Origin of the sequence: Psychrobacter sp. UBA3068, from assembly GCF_002366815.1 — a bacterium.
Classification (GTDB): domain Bacteria; phylum Pseudomonadota; class Gammaproteobacteria; order Pseudomonadales; family Moraxellaceae; genus Psychrobacter; species Psychrobacter namhaensis.
The window spans coordinates 1-19,855 of sequence record NZ_DFBY01000025.1 but is presented as its reverse complement, the minus strand read 5'-3'; the positions used below and the strand labels follow the sequence as shown (position 1 = coordinate 19,855).

The following is a 19,855-nucleotide window of genomic DNA, read 5'->3' as shown; positions in this document are numbered from 1 at the left end:
GCTCTCAAAAAGTCTGAAATTTTGATATTAAGTAGGATCATAAGCGTTAGTCAGTCGCTATAGACTCATCCCAGTAGGGCGGCGAACCATAGTACCCTTCAATAAAATCAATAAAACACCTGACTTTATGAGGCAATAGTTTCCTGTGCGCGTAGACAACGTATAAGCCTAAAGGCTCTGGTTCACACTCAGGCAACACTACCACTAGCTTACCACTACTAAGGGCAGCACTGGCAATAAACGTCGGTTGCAATACCAACCCCGCCCCCGCTATTGCAGCGTCAACCAGTACATCACCATTATTACTACGAAATTCACTCCCTTGTTGCATGTATTTTGTCTTTAAGCACTGGTAGAGGTCTTCCCGTCCTTCCATATTCATGTAGCTATAGTGCAAATAACGATGATGATTAAGGTCGGCAAGCTGTGTAGGCGTACCATGCGTTGCAAGATACTGAGGCGAAGCGCATAAAACCACACGAATGGGTGCGATTTGTTTGGCAACAAGCGATGAGCTTTTTAGCTGCCCGATACGCAATGCCACATCGAACCCTTCCTCAATGATATCTACCTTACGATCACTCAGTTGTAGATCGACCTTGACCAAAGGATAACGCCGCTGAAAGTCGGTGACTAATCTCGCCATGTGTTTTAGGGCAAACGACACAGGCGCACTTATTCTTAAGGTACCTTTAGGGTTCTGCTGTAAGCCTCCTAATTGCGATTCCATGTCATCAATACTTAATAAAATCTGCTGTGCGTGCCCAAAGTAGTGACTACCAGCCTCAGTGAGGCTGACTTTACGAGTAGTACGATTAAGCAGACGTGTATTGAGCTGATCTTCCAACTTAGAGACATACTTGCTGACCAATTGCGGTGACAGGCGCAAAGCGTTTGCCGCATTACTAAAGCTGCCTTCGGTCACGACCGCGACAAAGGCACGCATCGCATCAATTCTATCCATGGGTTGTCTACTCTTACCTTTATTATCAATGGTATGTTGTTAATTATTCCCTATAAGCTATCTTACTCTGATGCTACGTTGATAGTAAAGTGTGTTTATGCCTAAAGGCTGACAATTTATTTTAATGAAACATCATGGAGTAAGAATAAAATGCAAACATCCCTGTTCAATAAAACTTTGCAGACCAAAGCTGGGTCTGCCGCTTTCATCCTTCGTGTACCAGTCGGTTTGATTTTGGCCGCACATGGTGCCCAAAAGCTGTTTGGTTGGTTCGGTGGCAATGGCTTAGCAGGTACCGCGCAGTGGCTGAGCAGTATGGGCATTGAACCTGGGTATCTAATGGCTTTTCTGGCAGGAGGCGCGGAGTTCTTCGGCGGTCTTGCACTAGTAATAGGGCTGCTAACTCGTCCTGCCGCTCTAGTAGCCGCCTTCACTATGCTGGTCGCTATCTTTTCTGTACATATTGGTAATGGTTTATTTGCCGCTGATGGTGGTTATGAGTATGCATTGACCTTGTTTGTTGCTTTGATTGCTTTAGCCATACAAGGTGGCGGGTATCTCAGTGTGGACAAGCCTTTATCAGAAAAACTAGGGCGTGTTTAATCGTTTCTATCAAAACGAAAGCAGCATTAGGACATTAGGAGTAAGCGATTATGTTGATTCATGGCAAGTGGTCTGAAAATTGGCAACCAGTACAAGCTGAGGACGAGCAAGGGCGGTTTATCCGTCAGACCTCATCATTTCGTCATTGGATTACGCCGGATGGAGAGCCTGGTCCGACTGGCGTTGGTGGCTTTAAAGCAGAAAAAGGCCGCTACCATTTATATGTGGCATTGATTTGCCCTTGGGCATCACGCACCTTGATGGTACGGCAATTAAAAGGCCTACAAGAAATGATTGATATCACTGTTGTCAATCCACAACTTGGTGACCAAGGCTGGCAGTTTGGTGGGTTCGATGGTGCTGACAATGATACTATCAACGGTGCTCAATATGTCCATCAACTCTACACCAAAGCCGCGCCTGACTTTACCGGACGGGCGACTGTACCTGTGCTATGGGACAAAAAAAGCGGCACTATCGTCAACAATGAGTCCGCTGACATTTTGCGGATGCTCAATAGTGCCTTTGCAGAACTAGTGCCAAGCGATGTTGATTTGTGCCCAAAAGCGTTGGCTGATGACATTGAGTCACTAAATTTAGCCATATATAACAATCTGAATAATGGGGTCTATCAAGCGGGTTTTGCAACGACACAGCCTGCCTATGAAGAAGCTTATCATCAAGTATTTCACATGCTAGATTTACTGGAAAAGCGTCTGAGCGATGGTCGCCAGTATCTGTTTGGTAGTCAGCTGACCGAAAGCGATATTCGCTTATTTGTCACCCTTGTACGCTTTGATACGGCGTATTATGGACTGTTCAAATGCAATCGTAACTTGATTAAAGATATGAAAGCACTGCATGCCTATATGCTACGAATGTTAGCACTGGATGGTATCGCAGCAACGGTGAGTATAGAGCATATCAAGGCGGGATATTACTCCATAAAGGCGTTAAATCCGAATGGAATCGTTCCTGTTGGACCTAAAAGCACTCAGTAAATCAGACAGCAAATGCATAAAGTTTTTGCCTAACCTTAGTGTTTATAGGCTGCGTCGTATTATTTATCGCCTGAATAAACAGGCTGGAGTAACGTTAATGAGTAATGAATTTACAAGTAATAAGATAGGGGAGAGTGCCATGTCCGTTCCATTATCGGCCGACTCAGTAACGCAGCCAGTACTGTTTATCCCTCATGGTGCGGGGCCATGTTTTTTTATGGATTGGCAACCGGCTGATACGTGGGACAAAATGTCTGCGTTTCTAAAAAGTATCTCAAGTCGTTTACCACAGCGTCCCACAGCTATCTTGATGGTTAGTGGCCATTGGCAAACGCCTGAGTTTAGTGTTACCGCTGGCAGGCAACCCGAGCTGATTTATGACTATTTTGGTTTTCCCAAGCATACTTATCAGCTCACTTATCCAGCGCCTGGTGCGCCAGTATTGGCAGATCGTATTAGTAAGTTGCTCACCAGTGCAGGTTTAGACAACAGACAAGATATCTCTAGAGGCTTTGACCATGGCGTGTTTGTGCCGTTGAAGCTGATGTTTCCTGAGGCAGACATTCCAGTGGTGCAGTTGTCGCTACGTAATGAGCTTAACCCTGAAGCGCACTTGCTGGCAGGTCGAGCCATTGCGTCATTACGTAAGGAAGGGGTGTTGATTGTGGGAAGTGGTATGAGTTTTCATAATATGCGTGGCTATGGAGACCCACGTTTTACCGCACCGTCAGAGATATTTGATGAGTGGTTGACTCAAGCTGTGGAGGCGGAGCCAGAAGCGCGATTTGCAGCCTTATCTAAATGGTCACGTGCGCCTCATGCGCTCGAATCTCATCTGCTGGGTGCAGAAGAGCACCTGATACCTTTGATGGTGGCAGCAGGCGCAGCAGAAAGCGATCACGGCACCAAAGTTTATTCTCAGCAAGTCCTTAGCACACAGATATCAGCTTTTCAGTTTGGCTAATCTCGTTAAGCGGGGACTCAATCAGTTCCTTGACTGCCCGTGTACTAAGATGAAGCGTCGTGACCAATACAGTCATGATCAGTACGAAGACTAAAAGCGATAGGTCAATCTGCCTACCACATTTATAGGTTCACCATACGTTAACCCAAAGAAGTTTTCGCCAGCAAGATATTTTTGGTTGAATAAATTATTGACGTTAAGCTGCGCTTCTAGATTTTCATTAACGGTATACCTTGCCATGATGCTAGCCAGTGTCACATCATCTTGGCCGTACTTTTCAGATCGCCCAGTCACAGGATTGGTGACAATACCATAGTAGCCGTTTGACCAATCAATACCGCCACCAACGGTCAAGTTAGGAATGATATCGTTCATATCATAGGTGGCAAACAGATTAAGCGTGGTGTCAGCGTAGCCAGTGTTGATGGCTTTGCCATTCTTGCCTTTAGCATTGAAATGCGTGTAGCCAATGGTCGCTTGTAGCTTGTCACTAAGCTGACCGGTGACTTCTACTTCAACACCTTAACTGGTAGCATCTGCGCCAACATAGGCTTTTTCAAGACCAGCACCTGGTATGGTTTGACCACCATCGGGTTGTGCAAGGTCGTTTTGCTCGATTCTAAAGACACTGACTTGGCTTTGTAGCGCACCGTTGTCTGACTCGCTCTTTAGACCGACCTCATAGTTTTTGCCTTCGATAGGATCGAGATAACGACCATTGATATCACGTTCTGACTGAGGTTGAAAGATAGTGCTATAGTTGCTATAGAGGCTGTGGTTATCATTGATATCATACGTAATGCCTGCATAAGGCGCCCAAATGCGTTCGGATTCAGTATTCACTTTAGTTCCATACTGAAAACCCGAGCGCTCATAATCAGACACACGTGACCCCAAAATTAATGATAAAGGATCGGTTAACTGAAGCTGAGTTGCTGCAAAAATGGCTTTTTCTTTGGTAGTGACATCAGAGCTTTGGGTTTTGTCGCCCCACACTGGTTCAGGATAACTGCCATCCCAATCAGAAAATTCAGACACAGGCAACAGTCCGTCGGGCGGTGCTGTATAAGTAAAGGTGTCAAGATCGCTTTTCTTATAAGACCCACCGACGATGACTTGATGCGTTCTACCTAAGGCATCAAAATTACCGGTCAATTCGGTTTTAACATTGACTTGCTTGCGTTCGGTATCGGCGTGGAATGGATTTAAGTTGTAAATCAGTCCAGCGTCAGGATCAACGCTGCTGGCATACATGTACAGCAGTTTTGGGCTACTGTCGCTCTCGTTATAACTGGCGTTGGTGGTGAGGTTCCAGTTCTCATTGAAGTCATGGTCGATATCAGCAAAGTAATAGACGTTGTCAGCATCCCAGTTTGTCCAATTGGCACTGCCATTCTTACTGGTGTCCCATTCTGCTTTTGAGCCATCGCTTAAGTAACTTGGCAAACCGCCCCACATGGTTGATTTTGACTTATTGTGCTGACGGCTGGCCCCAATGCTGACTGTGGTATTGTCGCTCACATCGGCATCAACCGTGGCATAAAGCAGATTTTGTCCCAATTCTTGACGGTCGATAAAGGTATCGCTATCTTGATAATTTGCCACAACTCGGCCCCGTACCGCACCGCTCTCACTCAATGGCTGGCTGTGATCGACACTGAGGCCATAATGACCATAACGATCTACGTCAGCTGAGAGTTCAGTAGCAGGTACACTGCTATCTGCACGTTTACGTATTAAGTTAACATTGGCAGAAGGGTCACCTGTGCCACTCATCAAACCGGTGGCGCCGCGTACAATTTCGACATGATCAAACATAGCGGTGTTAATACCATATTCGCCCATGGCGGCCTGCTGAACAAAGTCAGTGTCCAACCCGTCAATTTGGAAGCCATTAATGCCAAAACCCCTTGCTGAAAACCCGCTGCGAGCGCCATCAATACTGCCCACTTGAATAGCGGGTGCGCGTTTGAGTACCTCTGTTAAATTGTTTGAGTTTTGATCTTTGATCTGCTGATGGGTGACCACACTGACGGCCTGCGGGGTTTCTCTGGCTGATAACGCCAATCCTGTGGCGCTACTAGCGACAGGGATGGTGTAGCTATCAGTATTTTCAGTGACTTGTTTATTGATATCTGCTGTGACCACGATGGTGGGTAGCGTGGTACTTGGTTCTACTGCGCTGTCTGCGCGATTGATTTTTCCACTCTCATCCGTAGTCGTGGTTTGCGGTGATGTTTCAGCATGAATCATCGATGAACTTACCGCTAAAGAAGCAATGGCTGACAGGTGCATGGTTTGTTTGACAAACCAACTTAAAGTGCTGGGTTTATGGCGCTTTATATTTTGTGTGATTGTAAACATCAAATAAGATCTCAATTATAGTAGTAGGGTGGCCGGTCCAACATCATGTTGATACAGCGTTAAATTTTTTGCTAATCAAACGCTGTAGAAATAACATACCCATTGGCTGGTATTAGATAGACACGGTCGAATGCCGAAAAATGATAATGATAATTGTTACTATTAGCAATACAGTATGAAATATTTTTGAAACATTAACGAATCCATCGATGTCCTACACCGTAAGTTTATTAATTTGAGGGAAGAGAACGAAGGGTATGAATAGACGATTTGGGAATGAAAGAATAGATGCTAAAAAACGAGGCGACACCACACTGCAAACTGTTAAATGCTATGAGTAGGCTAAGTGATGGTAATCGTTCACTAACGATAGCTTTTGCAAGACTTTTAATTGTCTAAATGTCTCGCTTGTCCAGAATGACGACACGGCCAGTTATCGTCACTTTGGGCAAACTTTTCTTTAATAGTGTTTACACTACTGTTTATGCTCTAATGCGACGCATCAGGTATAAGAAGTACGCGCCACCAATAATGGCGGCAATCGTGCCCGCTGGGATCTCGTAAGGAAAGATAATATAGCGGCCCAGCCAGTCAGCGACGACCATTAGGGCTGCTCCTAAAATAGCCGACAGCTGCAATTGGCGCTTTAGCTGAACGGCTCCTAGTGTGCTGGCGAGGTGCGGAATCATCAGGCCGACAAAACTGAGTGGACCCACTGCCAAAGTCGATACGGTACTAAGGGCTGCTACGAGAATTAATATCAGACTTTGAAACAGTCTCAAAGACACGCCGAGTTCACGTGCTATGCCACTACCTAAACTGAGTATCTCTAATGGTTTTATGACCATAAAACTCAATAAGAAGAGTAATAAAGCAAACGCCACAAGCAGCCACGCAGTTTCGGGACTGGCAAGATACGTAGAGCCTGACAGCCAGCTGAGGACCGCTTGTAGGCGCTGATCCCCAGATATTTTGACTAGGCTTAACAGCCCTCCCATCAATGCGGCAATAGCCACACCAACCAATAATAAATAGGCTGGATTGATCCGACGAGCGAGCCATAAGATTAGACCAAGCACGATAGAGGCGCCTAATAGTCCTGATAATACAATACCCAGGTAGCCAAAACTGGGTAGGAAAATAAAGGCCAATACCACACCGATCGCTGATCCTGAGCTAATGCCCAATACTTCAGGGCTAGCCATAGGATTGCGCGTCAAGGTTTGTAGCAACACGCCTGCCGTCGCTAACATGACGCCAGTGGCGGCAGCACTTAGGGTACGTGGTAGCCTAAAATCAATAATTAAGTGCCATATCGCGTTTAGTTGCCAGCCGTTTGCGGTGGCGGTGAAGACAAGCACGCTTATTACTAGCAGCACTAAGGCCACACTCCAGCGAATTAAGTGAGTGGGACGGCGCTCTGACACCAGAGTTGGGATAACCTCATCGGTATGCTGGCGACTTTGAGTCACTATCAGCCATATGACCAATGGCGCGCCAAGTAAGGCTGTCATAGCATCAGCAGAAATATTTAAGCTCAGATAGTGTTGTAGTAGTGTCGTGGCATTACTGGTAATCCACAATAAAAGTGCCCCAAACCCATAACCTAATAACAGGCGGTAACCAATACGCCGAACGGAAAACACATTAACAAGGGTGGCGGCACCCAAACCAATAAAACCAATAGGGCCCACACGACTAACGACAAGAGCGGTCAGTAAGGCCACCAATCCCACCACCAATCCGCGAATAAGGTTGATAGGTACGCCCAAGCTTTTTGCCTGCCTATCGTCCAAGCTCATTATCTCTAGGGGTTTTAACAAGGGCATTAAGCTGATAAAAGCAGCCACGCTGGCAATGGTTAACACGCCAGATACTTGCCAGTTGTTCTGAGTGAGGCTACCTGCCGCCCACACCATGACGTTCAAGGATTCTTCAGCGTAATAAATCAGTAATAAGGCCGCGATAGCCCCCAATAAAATGTTGGTGACCAACCCTCCTAACACCAGTACCAAAGGATTCATGCGACTAGGAGCAGCTAGGATGAATACAATCGCCATACTGCTAAGTGCCCCGACAAAAGCGACCCAAAAGCTTCCTCCTAGCGCCAAACTAGGCAGGAATAAAGTGACAATTAGCAAGGCCATGTTGGCGCCACTACCGACTGCCAGTGTCGTGTCCGAGGCAAGCGTGTTTTTAACCAACTGTTGCAATAGTACACTGACCAAGCCTAAAAGACCGCCTGCAGTCGATGCCACTAACATCGTCGGTACTATTTTCAGCTGGGCACTCATGTCCTCAAGTGATAGCTCAAACGAGGGGGTAAACAGTTCGAAAAAAGGTAGGTGCCATAGTTGACGTATGACCGCGTAACTGCTTACTAGTGCCATCACTATTAATAGGACAACCATCATATAAATGCGGTTCGCAGACAAAAAATTATTTTTACTCATCATAAATCGGTATTGCCTACAAAAGTGACATTCGTTAAGCGATCGGCTAAGACATTCATAGAAGCCACCCCACTGTTATTCCATGTTGCGGGCAGTAAGGTGACGCAGCGTCCTTTACCAGCAGATTGTTGATTCCCCTCAAAGGAGTAGCCCAGTCGTTGCCATACTAAGCTGTCTTGTAATTCCAGCTTAAGCAGGTTACTGAGAGGTTCCACGACCACAAGGCAGGTATCGTCATCAAGTTGCGCCAACTCTTCTAGCATGATGGGTGCAAACCCCCATTGATTGCCATCTGCCAATGCCACGAGCTGTAGGCCCATGACCTCTAAAGCGGGATGAAACAAACTATTGTATGAAAACATCCGCAAATTATTGCTGTCAGCAAATTGTACAACGGCCAATTTTCTAATATGGGGGTAGCGCGCACGAAAAGTCTGGCCCGCTTGAGCTATTTTTTGCTGACTTCTGTCTAGGTATGCCTGCGCGGCTTGAGGGTGGCCAACATACTCTCCCAGTTTTAAAGTGGGTTCTATAAAATCTTCCCAAGTCGCGACTTTATTAGGGCTGGTCAATTCAATAGAATGGATGGGCAAATCGCCGTACATGGGATGCAAATGCTGATAAAACGCGTTGTCTATCACCATATCTAAGTCTAGCTGAGAGAACATTTCAGGATTGGGCTGATAGCGCGTGCCTACATCGAGTGTCGTATCGGGTATGCTGGGTTTGCCGACCCATTCTCTATAAAAGGGTTTATCACCCATAGCAACAGGTGGATAACCCATGGCAATGAGCGTCGCGGCAATTCCCCAGTCGGGGGTCATGACACTAGGTAGTGATTGATCGTTTGGATTAGATAAGGGAGTAGGTGGGGTATCAGGCGACTGGCAACTGCTTAACAATAAGCTACAGCACAAAGCCACAAAGAATCCGATCAAAGAGGAGGCAGTGTGGCGCTGTGATCGATAAATTCTCATATAACTGCTACTTTGTGGTCAGTGGCAGGATGGGTTAGCAAGGTAAAGTCCACCCCAAATATTGAATGTAACACCTCTTTTTGCATCGTACTTGGGACATCACCCATGTGACAAAGCTGGCCTTGTTTTAAGGCAATAAATTCATCACAAAACCTTGCCGCTAGGTTCAAGTCATGCAAAATAATGACCACACCCAAGCCTTGTTGGTCAACCAATTGCCGAATCAACTTTAGAACTTCAACTTGATAAACCACATCAAGCGCCGCCAATGGTTCATCTAACAGTAGAAACTCTGTCTGCTGTGCCAAACACATCGCCAGCCACACGCGTGCGCGTTCACCACCAGATAGCGTCGACACTTGACGGTCTCTAAAGGCATCGACTTGCGTGAGTGTGATGGCTTTATCCACTTGCTCATGGTCCTGCGTAGAGGGTTTTTGTAGCCATTTTTGATGGGGATATCTTCCCAGCATCACCAGCTCATAGACAGTGAAAGCACCAGCGTCAGGAAGGTGTTGCGGCAGATACGCCAGATTTTGCGCTAATGCCTTGGCAGAAAACTCTCGTAAATTGTGGTCATTGATATGGATGTCACCTTGAGTCGGCGTCATCTCTCCTGCCATTGCTTTAATAAGGCTGGACTTACCTGAACCGTTGTGACCAATTAAGGCGTACAGTTTTTTTGGCTCAATTTTAAAAGAAGTTGGATGCAGCAATACTTTCTTTTGACGTATTAAGGCTAAATTATTGATGTACATCATAGTGAGCTGTCTAAAAGTAAATGAAGCATTCTAAATAAAAACCGCTTAATAATGCAAATGATTTTCATTTTTACTTATGTGGTAAACAGATGAGAGATTCCCCGAGAGACGAACGGCAACGTGTGGTTGGTGGCTTTTGGTATTGAATTTTAACTCATCCTCTACATTGCTCAAGGTATGAACAAAACAATTATTGGTTTGAAGACCAGTGTGCCAGAGGGAAGTGTGCAATAGGCATGGATCGTCCATAAAATAGTAATTTCTAAACATCTATCGCTAGTGTTTTAAAAAGTACGTCGAGGCGTGAAAGAAGAAGTTACGGCCAGAGAAAAAATGTTATATTTGGGGTTATAAAGCACAAATAGCGATCAATTTATCCGTTGCCCTGACTGCTATTTTTTGCAACCCTACCATACAAAAAAATTCAATAAGGAAGGAAGATTTATGCACATCACTGCCAATTTCGATGCAGGTAATATTGACATTATTAATGTAGACAATAAAAAAGACATTCAGCTGGCCATTCGTCCAGACGTTGGTGACGCGTTTTTTCAATGGTTTAACTTTCGTCTATCAGGTCAGATCGGAGAGCAGTACGTAATCAATATTCTCAATGCAGGGGACGCATCATATCCTAAAGGGTGGGAGAATTATCAAGCGGTTGCATCATACGATCGTCAGCACTGGTTCCGACTGCCAACCTCTTATAAAGATGGACAGTTAAGCATCAAGGCAGACTTAGCGTGTGACACCATTCAAATCGCTTACTTTGCGCCTTATAGCTATGAGCGTCATCAAGACTTATTAGCAGCAGCTCAAGAGCATCCGTTAGTAACCTTAGAGCATTTAGGAGAAACCCTCGATAAGCGCGACCTAACCTTAGTGAAAATTGGTGATGGCAATACCAATAAACGCAATATTTGGATTACAGCGCGTCAACACCCTGGTGAGACGATGGCAGAATGGTTGGTTGAAGGATTAATAGACACTCTGCTAGACAGCGACAATGCCAACAGTAGGTTATTGTTAGACAAAGCAAACTTCTACATTGTGCCTAACATGAACCCTGATGGCAGTGTACGCGGACATCTACGCACAAACGCAGCAGGGACCAATTTAAACCGTGAATGGTCAAATCCAAGTCTAGAAAAAAGCCCTGAAGTGTTCTACGTGATCAAGAAAATGGAGGAGACGGGGGTTGATTTATTCTATGACGTACATGGCGATGAAGCATTACCATACGTGTTCCTTGCAGGCTCACAAGGTACGCCAAGTTATAATGACCGCCTTGCACGTTTACGGGATCGATTTTCAGAAGTGTTAAGACTCGCCAGTGTCGATTTTCAGTCTGAATTTGGTTATGACGTTGATGCGCCGGGTAAAGCGAATATGACACTTGCAACCAACTGGGTCGCTGAACGCTTTGACTGCTTAGCCAATACCTTAGAGATGCCGTTTAAAGATAACGACAACGTCCCCGACTCAGTGATGGGGTGGTCACCAGAGCGTTCTGCGAAACTGGGGGAAGCGTCGTTAATTGCCATGTTGGCGGTCGTTGATGATTTACGTTAGCTAATGACTGGCGTTAATAGATGATAGACCTTTTGCTCAAGACAGCAGTGCACGTCATCAGTCTTTTTAAAACCCTAGCAAGAAGTGTTTGTTAGGGTTTTTTTATAGGTTGGGTTGTACCAAGCCGGCTCATCCTCTATTTGCTTATTTTCTGCTTCTTTAAAACCCATAAAAAAAGGCTTGCCGCATCGCTGCGAACAAGCCTAATTTAATATGTGGTGGGCCCAGTAGGACTTGAACCTACGACCAAAGGATTATGAGTCCACGTATAAACGTATCACTCAGTTTACCGCAATTAACTTTACAATCAAGTTATGTAAATAATATCAGTTACTTAGGTTGGTTTGCTGCAAAAAAGTATCACTCAGGTTATGGCAACTTACTTTATATAAGATTACTATATGATTACTTTTTACAAAATAGATTAGTAATCACATGGAAGCCAAGTTAACCACTGCCAAAATTGAAAAACTAGAACCACAGGACAAACAATACTTCGTCTGGGATGCAAGGTTTGCAGGCTTAGGCGTACGCGTATCACCTGGCGGCAGTAAAGCGTTTGTTTATCAAGGTAGGATTGGCGGCACCGGCACACCTAAGCGTATCACTTTGGGTAAATTTCCCATTATGAGTCTGCAAGATGCTATCGATGCGGCATCAGAGGTTAGTAAGCAGTTAGCGTCTGGCATTGATCCAAGACGCACCAAAGCTGACAACTTGGCAAAAAACAAAGCTTTCGCGCGGGATCAAGTACGTAAAAAATTGACGTTTGGTGATCTCTTTACACACTATATCAATACGCACAAATCTGAATGGTCAGACAATTATAAGCTTGACCACTATGTAGCGGCGCGTCCTTATTTGACAAACAAGCCTTATTCTGCACAGCCAATCGGTAATATATGGGAGGTTTCGCTTGCTGACCTCACGCCCGATTTTGTAGAGTCTTGGATTCGTAAAGAGAATGAGACGCGCGCTACTACGATGGCCAAGAACTTTCGTATGTTTAAAGCCTGCGCGAATTGGGCAGAGGACACAGATAAATACTCTGGACTGATACCAAATAAAACTTATAACAGTCGCAAAGTTAATAAGTCAGTGCAAAATGTGCGGGCCCATAAAGGCTCACTGCAGAAGCAGCAGCTTAAAACGTGGTTTAGTGTAGTCGACCAGATTGATAGTGTCCAAAGAGCGGCATTGATCTGCATGCTAATGAACGGATCTCGACCAGGGGAAATGCTGCAGCTAAAATGGACTGACATAGATTTTGAATGGAATACTATTAAGATTGTCGATAAGGTTGATCAGTGGGAGCGAATTATTCCGCTGACACCTTATACCAAGCAGACTATCCAAGCTTTGCCGCGTGTGAATGAATTTGTTTTTGGGAGTAAGGTAAGACAAGAAGGGTATATTGATATCACTAAGAAGTACCGCACGTTGCTTGTAGAGAGTGGGTTACCAAGCTTACCGCCTAAAGCCATGCGCAAATCATTCAGGACATTGTCTGAGTGGGTAGATGTACCGCGGGGAGTTGTCAATCAGGTTATGGGCCATCGTCCAAGTGCAATTGATGAGAAGCACTATGTCGATAGACCCATTGATCTTTTGAGGATGTGGCATACAAAAATTGAGGAGTTTATTTTGAGTGAGGCGGGGGTAAGCGACTAGCAGCCGTATCTTAGCGTGGTTGATACGTCGTAATTAACTTCGATACTAACATTTACGTTAAAAATTTCCTCGCAATGCGGGCATTCTTCATTCCAGTCGTCACCGTCATTATTAAAACACTCAATCCAATCGGTGGTATCGATTTCTTTTTCGCAGTGGGGGCAGTTAACACTCACAACACTCTCCTTATAAATCCAACAGGTTTCGTATGTCACGCATACGCCAGTAGGGTGTGCCATTGATGCGCTTTGGCTGTATTGGCCCATTGCTTTGACTGGACCAGTTGCGCAGTGTGGCAGGGCTATAACCAAGCATGCTAGCAGCATAGATATGATTCACATGCGGCGCACCTGCATAGATGGCAGTATGCAAAAGCTTTTCGCCATCGTAATTTAGCTCTTTAAAAGCAAAGGTAACGAGCTCACGACCACGTTTACCAGACTTCTTGAGCGCTTCAACATCGATGTCAGTTTCAATTGTGGCCATTAGATTTAACCCCCATTAAATACTTGTTTTTAAGCACCTCGGCTTGCTGACTGGTTGCCTCCTGATAAAGCCCAACTGATGACCATTGAGACAAATCAGAAGCTGAATAAGATAGATATTCAATATCTTCATCTGCATCATCGCCCTCAATAATTAGCCAGCTCGCGCTTGTGTTTATTGGAACACTGATTGTATGCAAGGTTTCAGCTTCCAAAAATAACGGTTGCGACACTCGATGGCGCTTTATCCCCATAGATATTGATTTGCCAGTCTTGCTAAAATACCCTGCGTTTCTATCAACAATCGCTGAATGATAGATAAATTCATTGAATGCAAATTTTCGCTCATCGCTATTTTCTGGACATAATGAGATATTAAAAATAACCCCATTTAGCGGAATAATAGTAATGTCTGATTTATGGTTATGAAAAGCTAATGATTGGACACCCATTCTGAAATTTGTCATAGAGTTTCGCCAAAGCCTATGATGCCGTTCAGCTATAAACATTCGTATTAGCTTTCCATCTTCTGTGGTGCCAACTGATAGAGAGTGAACACCCTCCATGTGGCAATTTAAAAAGCTACTCACGATCACTCTCCTTTATGCAGATTTTGCATATTGCTACCGCACGTCTCACACACGCTTGGCAATCCCAAATCAATTTCTAGCAGCTCGGCGGCTAGGGCTTCCATTTCTTCTTCTGTGCGTGTTTTCATAGTTTGTTCCTTAAATATCCGTCATTAGCTTGACCAAGAAGTCGCCAATATCCCAAACCATCTTGTCTAGTTTTTTGTCATTAACTTTGTTCTTCTCGCCGTGCTTTATCATCATTATCATTAAGTGAACACCCAATAAGCCGTGTATCTTGGGTTGCAAGGCGGCTGTTTGGTGAGCTTCTTTTAAGAAATCTATAGGCGGGGCGTACTCATCGACGTTGCCCTTTATTGCACACAACTCGGCCCGTAACTCCCATAAAAATAAATTGGTTTCTGAAATTAAATTGCCTAATTTCTGCTGAGTCACTTCGCCGCTGTTATTAACTTTTGGCATAATCATTCCTTATTTGGTCCGAGCGATGTACTGCCCAGACCGTTTATTTGATTAACCCTTAGCGCTCATATCTTCAGCGACAATATCCAACGTATCGTTAAGCATCTTGATATCGCCTTCATTAAAGTCTTGCTGCTTATCAGCTATCAAGCCGCGCATGCGCTCAACGTCTCCAGGTGTTTTGGCCGCCTTGACGTGCTTCATGATGTTGTCGTATTCATCGGACAACGTGAGTGATTTCTTTTTATCTGCTAAAGCTTGGCGTAACTCATCAACATCATCATCTTTAATATTGATAGCTGAATTATTAAGCATCTCGCCAATCTCTTTACCAATTGGCGCTACTTGCTTGACGTCTGTAATACTTGCGATAGTCTCTAACAGCTCATGAGTGTCGTAATACTCAATCACAGGTGTTTCAGCTGTTGGCTGTTTGCCTTTGACGCGATTAAGTAGGGCAGACGCACCAGCATTGGCGGCTTTTGGCGTGACATTACGAGGTGCTTCATTGCTACGGTCAGCCAGCTCGTCAGGCGTATAAACACCCAAGATAACGTCAGGGCAATGCAGACGGCTAAAACGCTTGGCTGCTAAGTAAGCAAGCTGTTGGCGTGGGTCAGCAGCCCATAGAGGTGAGTTGCGAACATGGCCAACTTGCGCCATGGTTAAGCTCAGCTCAGTAGGTTCATCGTCGCCTTTAAACGTAGCGCGGCAGATAACACCAATATCAGTGGACTTATCGTCTTTGCCTTTGACCTTTGACCAGTCACCAAAGTATTCAAACTTGATACGGTCAACGATAGGGGCGCGGTTATTGATCACAGCGATGACAAGCTGTGCCTCATAACCCAACGTACCATTAACCAAGTGAGTTTTTTGCGCCACTGCGTAAGGATCCATGCCCCAGCGCAATGACTGACCAACGATAGCAAAGCAGTCTCCTGTATTGCCTTGTAGATGCTTTGGTACAGTGCAAGCACCTTTGGCCATCATTTCTGCTAAACGGTGGCATTTATTAAACAGCGAGTCATCAAGCGTGATTTGCTGTGGTGAGTATTGCTGATCTTCCATTACTGCGATTTCTTGATGTTCCATGAGGGTATTCCTTGTTTAAAATTTAATGGTTCGGCTATTGGCTTCAATTAGGTTTTGCATCACCTTATCTGCCAATGGTGCGATTTCTTTTTCGATGTTCTGAATAGCGGTGTCGTAAATGCGGTCGATGATCCATTCAGATTGTGAGTCAATAGCATCTTTTAGGCGCTCGTTGCTCCTTAGTGCAGTTATACGTCTATCGTGGACAAACTGTATATCAAGCATTGCTTTGTGCTCGGTGCCATCAAGTCGCTTAACCACATTCCGCATATCTCTGATCAGTATTTCTTTTTGCTGCATTAGCCCAGCCAGTTTGATTACATCAGGATCATTAACCTGTCCTATGTTTATACTCATCACTTAACCCTCATCACGCGGCTTTCGCTTTGCTTGATGTACTGCTCAGCAAGCTCTGGCATGTCCTTTTTAAATTGACTACTGTTAAAGCGGTTGCTAATTTGCGTCTTATAAGTAGCGACAACCTCACCATCAATCGCCAATGCCTCATTGTCTTGAATCTGACAAATAAGGTCGGTCTGGGCGAGCTCAAGCGCGGCTTTAACTTCCTTCTCTTGCGCCTTTAGTAGCTCGTAATGCTCAAAAGCCTTGGCAGCTTCGCTATCAAGCTCAACATCAAGCGTGGTATCAGGATTGTGGCGAGGGTACTTGTCTTTAGCGTTCTGCAAGGTTGTAGCGTCAGGCTCAACACCCGCTAGTACGTTCTCAGTCCAGAAGCTTTCGGCTGCTTCGAATAAGTAATCGATGAAGTCTTGGTGACGTTCAATCTTGTACTGACGATATTTGTTGCCACCAATTAGTACAGCCATGTGGCAGACATCAACACCAGTCACGCCCATATACCACTGTGCTTGGCACTGATACTGATCGGGTACTTCGTCTGACTCTTCATTGCCCCAATTTTTGCCAACGTATTCGCTAGCAGTTTTAATCTCGACAATCTCATTGGTGGTTAAACGACCGTCTTTGAAACGGACGTTACCCCAACCTTTGACGTGACTATTCACTACAGCGCGGTCAATGTTAGCGATGGCCCAGCGATGCTCTGGATGACGCATCAAAAAGTTCACATTCTGAATCTTCAGGCCACTGCGTTTGCTAAATTCACGCGCTACCACGTCCTCAAGCACCGTGCCCCAGTAAGCAAACTCGTTGCTATCCTCGCTCACTGGCTGCGTCTTGGACTGGTACACGTCGTAAGCAGTGGCGTAGGGCGATACGCCCAAGATGGCGGCGATATCGCTACCGCCGATGCCTGATTGACGTAGCTCAAGCCACTCGTCGCGACTCAGGTTGCTGGTCTTGATCGCGTTGCCGTCTGGCTGTTCAAACTTGATTGCGGTTCCCATGGTTATTCTCCCTATGTGGTTATTAGTAACCAGTCCACGTATAGTCTTGATCTATGGTTATATTGCTGTCGTGGTCGTTAAACATAGGCGCATCATCATCAAAATACGTTTCAGCCCTAACGCCATTGCTATTAGCTGGCGCTCTATAAGTACGTTGCGTATTTTTATCAAAAGGCATGGTTTTCGACTGCTTCTTAGCCTTGCATGACTTTGAGCAAAACTTACCCCAACCGCGCTTAATGTCAGCGCTTCTAACCTTTATCCATTTTTTGCAGTTTTTGCACTTTCTATCTACCATAGCCATGGTTACTCTCTCCCGTATGCTTTTGCGATAAATTCGTTGGCGTGTTTTGCCACTTGCGCTTGTTCTGACTGCTCGTAGCTATCGTCAGCGATTGCATAAGATGCGACCAACGCACCCCATGCGAACCAAAGTGCCGTGAATAAGGTCCATTTCATATCAAACACCTCCACACATTGCAGCTTCGTTCCTCATGTCATTTTCCCAGTCGTTACTGAGCCATGCTTGATGCCTTGCCTTGTCGATAACTGCATCAAGGTAGGGCTTGCGTTCTTGGACCGGTTGGCTCTGAGTACGTTGCCAGTAGGATTGATTAACCAGCTCAACAAAGGCGCTCATAATCAAATCATTGTGATGTGGCGCGTGCTGATACTTGACCTCGTTACCAGCGGCGTCTATTGCCAAAACTGGTAGTGCGTCTCGCAGTTTTTCCGACATAGTTGCTGTGACTTCAAAATGAACTTGATTGCCGTCTAGCTCTACAATCAAATAACCGTCTTTACTGCCTAAATCGAAACATTGCTTTTTACCATTATTGTCTGTCATAATCTTTTCACTCCTTGGTGAGTAAGCCCTGCGTTCTTGGTCGGATGTTCAGGGCTTTTTATTGTCTAAAGTTTGGTACTTCGGCTAACTCGGTATTAGCTGATAAGGTGATATTACACACCATGTGAAAATATGTCAATGAATAAATGCACACAATGTGAATATTTTGTTTTTTATGTGAATTTACAAGCACAAAAAAACCCGCTCAATGGCGGGTTGGGTGAGTTACATTCTATTCTCTACAATATAAATTAAAGTTATTAACCAGACTGTCAGTTATATTTCAGTCACTTTTCAGTCTCAAGCCTATACATTCGCTTATCACACTCTTTCAGCCCCAACGCTATAGCCTCGTTCAAGTCAGCGCCCTGCTTGATGCTGTAGGGCACGTTTGAAGACATACCTGCTTGTTTTAAAGCTTGAGCAGCAGCCTTATTGAGAGGTGTGCCAATAGAGGAGTCTTTAATATAGCCTACAGGTTCGAAATATACTTCGATGCCAAAAGTCGGATAATAAACACACGATATCTCACCTGATGTCGTAAATGGGTAGGGCGTATCATGGTCAGCACCCCAAAATGCTTCATGCACCACAACATAGCCAGAAGCGAAACCATAGCCGTAACTATTGTCTTGATCATGTGTACATGCAGCTATTGGTAGAATTGCTAGGCTAATTAACCACCTGGACAAATCGATTCGCATGGGACTCCATCCTTATCTCTGTCCAATCTAGTGTTGCCGCACTCAAGGGCCAGCTTTGCTTGCTCACAGCTAGCCATTTGACCACAGACACGAGGTAGGCCTTTACATTGAGAACCACCAGCACCTTTAGCGAATAGCGGGTGATCAACTTCGACAGACTCCTTCAAAACTGTATTGCTTTGAACTGTATTACTTTGAAAGGGGTTGTCTACCGTTGTGACTCCGGCATTGGATGACAGTGCAAAGATAGATAGCGCTGCAGCTAGTATTAAATTTTTCATCATTACATCCTTGTGTTATAAATTATAAACCGCCAATAGAACGGTTTATAATGTTATGATATAACATATATAAAATATGCTAAGGTGAAAGTTATGCCACCAGAAAACGAACTAAAACGTGAAATGATCGGACTACTCCTGTCTAGCTCGAAATTTGATTTTGATAAAGTTAAAGACCTTACCAAGGCAGCTGAAATACTGACTGATTTTATCCTTGGGAAGAGTCAGACTCAGGAACCTGCTGATACTTAACAGCATTTATGCATTCAGCATATAGATTTAGATATAGTCAGTTTAAAATAAAACTGTTATGCTTTGGACAAATATCATAAAACAATTTGGATAAATCATTCTCCATCCAGCCTTGGCGTAGAAACTTCACCTGAGCCCATTTTTTCTCGATAGGGTTTAAGTCTGGGCTGTACGGTGGCAACCATAAAATACGATGACCATGCCTGTTCAGTAGCTTTTGAATACGCTTATTCTTATGAAATCGAGCATTATCCATGACAATCACGCATTTTGTTTTAAGACTTGGGACCAGTGTTTGTTTGCACCAATCGTAGAATATGCAGCTGTTCATATTTGTCTCAAAGTAATCAAGCGCAAACAACATCTTTTCATACAGAGCCCCAATAACGTTGGTTCGCTTTTTACCTTGCCAGTTGTAGCGATCAATACAAGGCTTACCAAT

General features: G+C 44.8%; 22 protein-coding genes and 1 pseudogene. 6 read left to right on the top strand and 17 right to left on the bottom strand.

Annotation, left to right across the window (positions count from 1 at the left end; translation table 11 throughout):
- Nucleotides 1-46 precede the first annotated feature (46 nt).
- Nucleotides 47-964 carry a LysR family transcriptional regulator gene (locus tag B2P60_RS06290; RefSeq protein WP_286740076.1) on the bottom strand — a complete coding sequence of 306 codons (918 nt, stop codon included), beginning with the start codon at nucleotides 962-964 and terminating at the stop codon, nucleotides 47-49.
- A 150-nt stretch (nucleotides 965-1,114) separates the two neighbouring features.
- On the opposite strand from B2P60_RS06290, the gene B2P60_RS06285 reads away from it, so the two are divergent.
- The 3 genes from B2P60_RS06285 (at nucleotide 1,115) to B2P60_RS06275 (ending at nucleotide 3,532) form a co-directional block, all read left to right on the top strand.
- Nucleotides 1,115-1,567 (top strand): DoxX family protein, encoded by a 453-nt coding sequence (locus B2P60_RS06285; protein WP_286740075.1) that lies wholly within the window; start codon nucleotides 1,115-1,117, stop codon nucleotides 1,565-1,567.
- A 50-nt stretch (nucleotides 1,568-1,617) separates the two neighbouring features.
- Nucleotides 1,618-2,568 (top strand): glutathione S-transferase family protein, encoded by a 951-nt coding sequence (locus tag B2P60_RS06280; RefSeq protein WP_286740073.1) that lies wholly within the window; start codon nucleotides 1,618-1,620, stop codon nucleotides 2,566-2,568.
- A gap of 139 nt (nucleotides 2,569-2,707) precedes the next feature.
- On the top strand, nucleotides 2,708-3,532 hold the full coding sequence (locus B2P60_RS06275; protein WP_286740071.1) for a DODA-type extradiol aromatic ring-opening family dioxygenase: 825 nt from the start codon (nucleotides 2,708-2,710) through the stop codon (nucleotides 3,530-3,532).
- Nucleotides 3,533-3,622: 90 nt separating this feature from the next.
- Here B2P60_RS06275 and B2P60_RS06270 read toward each other — a convergent pair.
- The 4 genes and pseudogenes from B2P60_RS06270 to B2P60_RS06255 all read right to left on the bottom strand — a co-directional run bounded on the left by B2P60_RS06270 (nucleotide 3,623) and on the right by B2P60_RS06255 (nucleotide 10,087).
- Nucleotides 3,623-5,785: pseudogene (locus tag B2P60_RS06270) on the bottom strand (TonB-dependent siderophore receptor).
- 593 nt (nucleotides 5,786-6,378) lie between these two features.
- Nucleotides 6,379-8,352, bottom strand: coding sequence for a Fe(3+)-hydroxamate ABC transporter permease FhuB (fhuB, locus tag B2P60_RS06265; protein WP_286740069.1), 1,974 nt, complete (start codon nucleotides 8,350-8,352; stop codon nucleotides 6,379-6,381).
- A complete protein-coding gene (locus tag B2P60_RS06260; protein WP_286740068.1) occupies nucleotides 8,349-9,326 on the bottom strand; it encodes an ABC transporter substrate-binding protein in 978 nt (325 codons plus the stop codon). The genes fhuB and B2P60_RS06260 overlap by 4 nt, the downstream gene beginning before the upstream one ends.
- A complete protein-coding gene (locus B2P60_RS06255; RefSeq protein ID WP_286740067.1) occupies nucleotides 9,323-10,087 on the bottom strand; it encodes an ABC transporter ATP-binding protein in 765 nt (254 codons plus the stop codon). The genes B2P60_RS06260 and B2P60_RS06255 overlap by 4 nt, the downstream gene beginning before the upstream one ends.
- Before the next feature lie 444 nt (nucleotides 10,088-10,531).
- Between B2P60_RS06255 and B2P60_RS06250 the strand changes: the two genes are divergently transcribed.
- The gene (locus B2P60_RS06250) at nucleotides 10,532-11,659 is read left to right on the top strand and encodes a M14 family metallopeptidase (protein ID WP_193006979.1); all 1,128 of its coding nucleotides are present in this window, start codon (nucleotides 10,532-10,534) and stop codon (nucleotides 11,657-11,659) included.
- 435 nt (nucleotides 11,660-12,094) lie between these two features.
- Nucleotides 12,095-13,330 (top strand): tyrosine-type recombinase/integrase, encoded by a 1,236-nt coding sequence (locus tag B2P60_RS06245; protein WP_286740066.1) that lies wholly within the window; start codon nucleotides 12,095-12,097, stop codon nucleotides 13,328-13,330.
- Between the two features lie 186 nt (nucleotides 13,331-13,516).
- Here B2P60_RS06245 and B2P60_RS06240 read toward each other — a convergent pair whose 3' ends face one another.
- The 11 genes from B2P60_RS06240 to B2P60_RS12345 form a co-directional block, all read right to left on the bottom strand.
- Nucleotides 13,517-13,816, bottom strand: a complete 300-nt coding sequence (locus B2P60_RS06240; RefSeq protein ID WP_286740064.1) for a hypothetical protein — start codon at nucleotides 13,814-13,816, stop codon at nucleotides 13,517-13,519.
- Nucleotides 13,803-14,405, bottom strand: a complete 603-nt coding sequence (locus B2P60_RS06235; RefSeq protein WP_286740063.1) for a hypothetical protein — start codon at nucleotides 14,403-14,405, stop codon at nucleotides 13,803-13,805. Before B2P60_RS06235 ends, B2P60_RS06240 begins: the two co-directional genes overlap by 14 nt.
- A 2-nt stretch (nucleotides 14,406-14,407) precedes the next feature.
- Nucleotides 14,408-14,533 (bottom strand): hypothetical protein, encoded by a 126-nt coding sequence (locus tag B2P60_RS06230; protein WP_286740061.1) that lies wholly within the window; start codon nucleotides 14,531-14,533, stop codon nucleotides 14,408-14,410.
- A gap of 10 nt (nucleotides 14,534-14,543) precedes the next feature.
- Nucleotides 14,544-14,867, bottom strand: coding sequence for a hypothetical protein (locus tag B2P60_RS06225; RefSeq protein WP_286740059.1), 324 nt, complete (start codon nucleotides 14,865-14,867; stop codon nucleotides 14,544-14,546).
- Between the two features lie 51 nt (nucleotides 14,868-14,918).
- The gene (locus B2P60_RS06220; protein ID WP_286740056.1) at nucleotides 14,919-15,962 is read right to left on the bottom strand and encodes a RecT family recombinase; all 1,044 of its coding nucleotides are present in this window, start codon (nucleotides 15,960-15,962) and stop codon (nucleotides 14,919-14,921) included.
- 15 nt (nucleotides 15,963-15,977) lie between these two features.
- Nucleotides 15,978-16,319, bottom strand: coding sequence for a hypothetical protein (locus tag B2P60_RS06215; RefSeq protein ID WP_286740054.1), 342 nt, complete (start codon nucleotides 16,317-16,319; stop codon nucleotides 15,978-15,980).
- Nucleotides 16,319-17,329: a YqaJ viral recombinase family protein gene (locus B2P60_RS06210; protein ID WP_286740052.1), complete on the bottom strand. Its 1,011-nt coding sequence runs from the start codon at nucleotides 17,327-17,329 to the stop codon at nucleotides 16,319-16,321. The genes B2P60_RS06215 and B2P60_RS06210 overlap by 1 nt, the downstream gene beginning before the upstream one ends.
- A 306-nt stretch (nucleotides 17,330-17,635) precedes the next feature.
- Nucleotides 17,636-17,788 carry a hypothetical protein gene (locus B2P60_RS06205; RefSeq protein ID WP_286740050.1) on the bottom strand — a complete coding sequence of 51 codons (153 nt, stop codon included), beginning with the start codon at nucleotides 17,786-17,788 and terminating at the stop codon, nucleotides 17,636-17,638.
- Between the two features lies 1 nt (nucleotide 17,789).
- Nucleotides 17,790-18,176, bottom strand: a complete 387-nt coding sequence (locus tag B2P60_RS06200; protein WP_286740048.1) for a hypothetical protein — start codon at nucleotides 18,174-18,176, stop codon at nucleotides 17,790-17,792.
- 287 nt (nucleotides 18,177-18,463) lie between these two features.
- Nucleotides 18,464-18,880, bottom strand: a complete 417-nt coding sequence (locus B2P60_RS06195) for a hypothetical protein (RefSeq protein WP_286740045.1) — start codon at nucleotides 18,878-18,880, stop codon at nucleotides 18,464-18,466.
- The gene (locus B2P60_RS12345; protein ID WP_414706631.1) at nucleotides 18,853-18,957 is read right to left on the bottom strand and encodes an excalibur calcium-binding domain-containing protein; all 105 of its coding nucleotides are present in this window, start codon (nucleotides 18,955-18,957) and stop codon (nucleotides 18,853-18,855) included. Before B2P60_RS12345 ends, B2P60_RS06195 begins: the two co-directional genes overlap by 28 nt.
- Nucleotides 18,958-19,254: 297 nt before the next feature.
- On the opposite strand from B2P60_RS12345, the gene B2P60_RS06190 reads away from it, so the two are divergent.
- The gene (locus B2P60_RS06190) at nucleotides 19,255-19,413 is read left to right on the top strand and encodes a hypothetical protein (protein ID WP_286740044.1); all 159 of its coding nucleotides are present in this window, start codon (nucleotides 19,255-19,257) and stop codon (nucleotides 19,411-19,413) included.
- Nucleotides 19,414-19,450: 37 nt separating this feature from the next.
- On the opposite strand, the gene B2P60_RS06185 is transcribed toward B2P60_RS06190, so the two are convergent.
- A partial coding sequence (locus B2P60_RS06185; RefSeq protein ID WP_286740042.1) for a transposase occupies nucleotides 19,451-19,855 on the bottom strand: 405 nt, incomplete at its 5' end.

Coding starts and splice junctions, on each gene's coding strand:
- B2P60_RS06290 (WP_286740076.1), bottom strand. CDS start 964: ATGGATAGAATTGATGCGATGCGTGCCTTTGTCGCGGTCGTGACCGAA.
- B2P60_RS06285 (WP_286740075.1), top strand. CDS start 1,115: ATGCAAACATCCCTGTTCAATAAAACTTTGCAGACCAAAGCTGGGTCT.
- B2P60_RS06280 (WP_286740073.1), top strand. CDS start 1,618: ATGTTGATTCATGGCAAGTGGTCTGAAAATTGGCAACCAGTACAAGCT.
- B2P60_RS06275 (WP_286740071.1), top strand. CDS start 2,708: ATGTCCGTTCCATTATCGGCCGACTCAGTAACGCAGCCAGTACTGTTT.
- fhuB (WP_286740069.1), bottom strand. CDS start 8,352: ATGATGAGTAAAAATAATTTTTTGTCTGCGAACCGCATTTATATGATG.
- B2P60_RS06260 (WP_286740068.1), bottom strand. CDS start 9,326: ATGAGAATTTATCGATCACAGCGCCACACTGCCTCCTCTTTGATCGGA.
- B2P60_RS06255 (WP_286740067.1), bottom strand. CDS start 10,087: ATGATGTACATCAATAATTTAGCCTTAATACGTCAAAAGAAAGTATTG.
- B2P60_RS06250 (WP_193006979.1), top strand. CDS start 10,532: ATGCACATCACTGCCAATTTCGATGCAGGTAATATTGACATTATTAAT.
- B2P60_RS06245 (WP_286740066.1), top strand. CDS start 12,095: ATGGAAGCCAAGTTAACCACTGCCAAAATTGAAAAACTAGAACCACAG.
- B2P60_RS06240 (WP_286740064.1), bottom strand. CDS start 13,816: ATGGCCACAATTGAAACTGACATCGATGTTGAAGCGCTCAAGAAGTCT.
- B2P60_RS06230 (WP_286740061.1), bottom strand. CDS start 14,533: ATGAAAACACGCACAGAAGAAGAAATGGAAGCCCTAGCCGCCGAGCTG.
- B2P60_RS06225 (WP_286740059.1), bottom strand. CDS start 14,867: ATGCCAAAAGTTAATAACAGCGGCGAAGTGACTCAGCAGAAATTAGGC.
- B2P60_RS06220 (WP_286740056.1), bottom strand. CDS start 15,962: ATGGAACATCAAGAAATCGCAGTAATGGAAGATCAGCAATACTCACCA.
- B2P60_RS06215 (WP_286740054.1), bottom strand. CDS start 16,319: ATGAGTATAAACATAGGACAGGTTAATGATCCTGATGTAATCAAACTG.
- B2P60_RS06210 (WP_286740052.1), bottom strand. CDS start 17,329: ATGGGAACCGCAATCAAGTTTGAACAGCCAGACGGCAACGCGATCAAG.
- B2P60_RS06205 (WP_286740050.1), bottom strand. CDS start 17,788: ATGAAATGGACCTTATTCACGGCACTTTGGTTCGCATGGGGTGCGTTG.
- B2P60_RS06200 (WP_286740048.1), bottom strand. CDS start 18,176: ATGACAGACAATAATGGTAAAAAGCAATGTTTCGATTTAGGCAGTAAA.
- B2P60_RS06195 (WP_286740045.1), bottom strand. CDS start 18,880: ATGCGAATCGATTTGTCCAGGTGGTTAATTAGCCTAGCAATTCTACCA.
- B2P60_RS12345 (WP_414706631.1), bottom strand. CDS start 18,957: ATGGCTAGCTGTGAGCAAGCAAAGCTGGCCCTTGAGTGCGGCAACACT.
- B2P60_RS06190 (WP_286740044.1), top strand. CDS start 19,255: ATGCCACCAGAAAACGAACTAAAACGTGAAATGATCGGACTACTCCTG.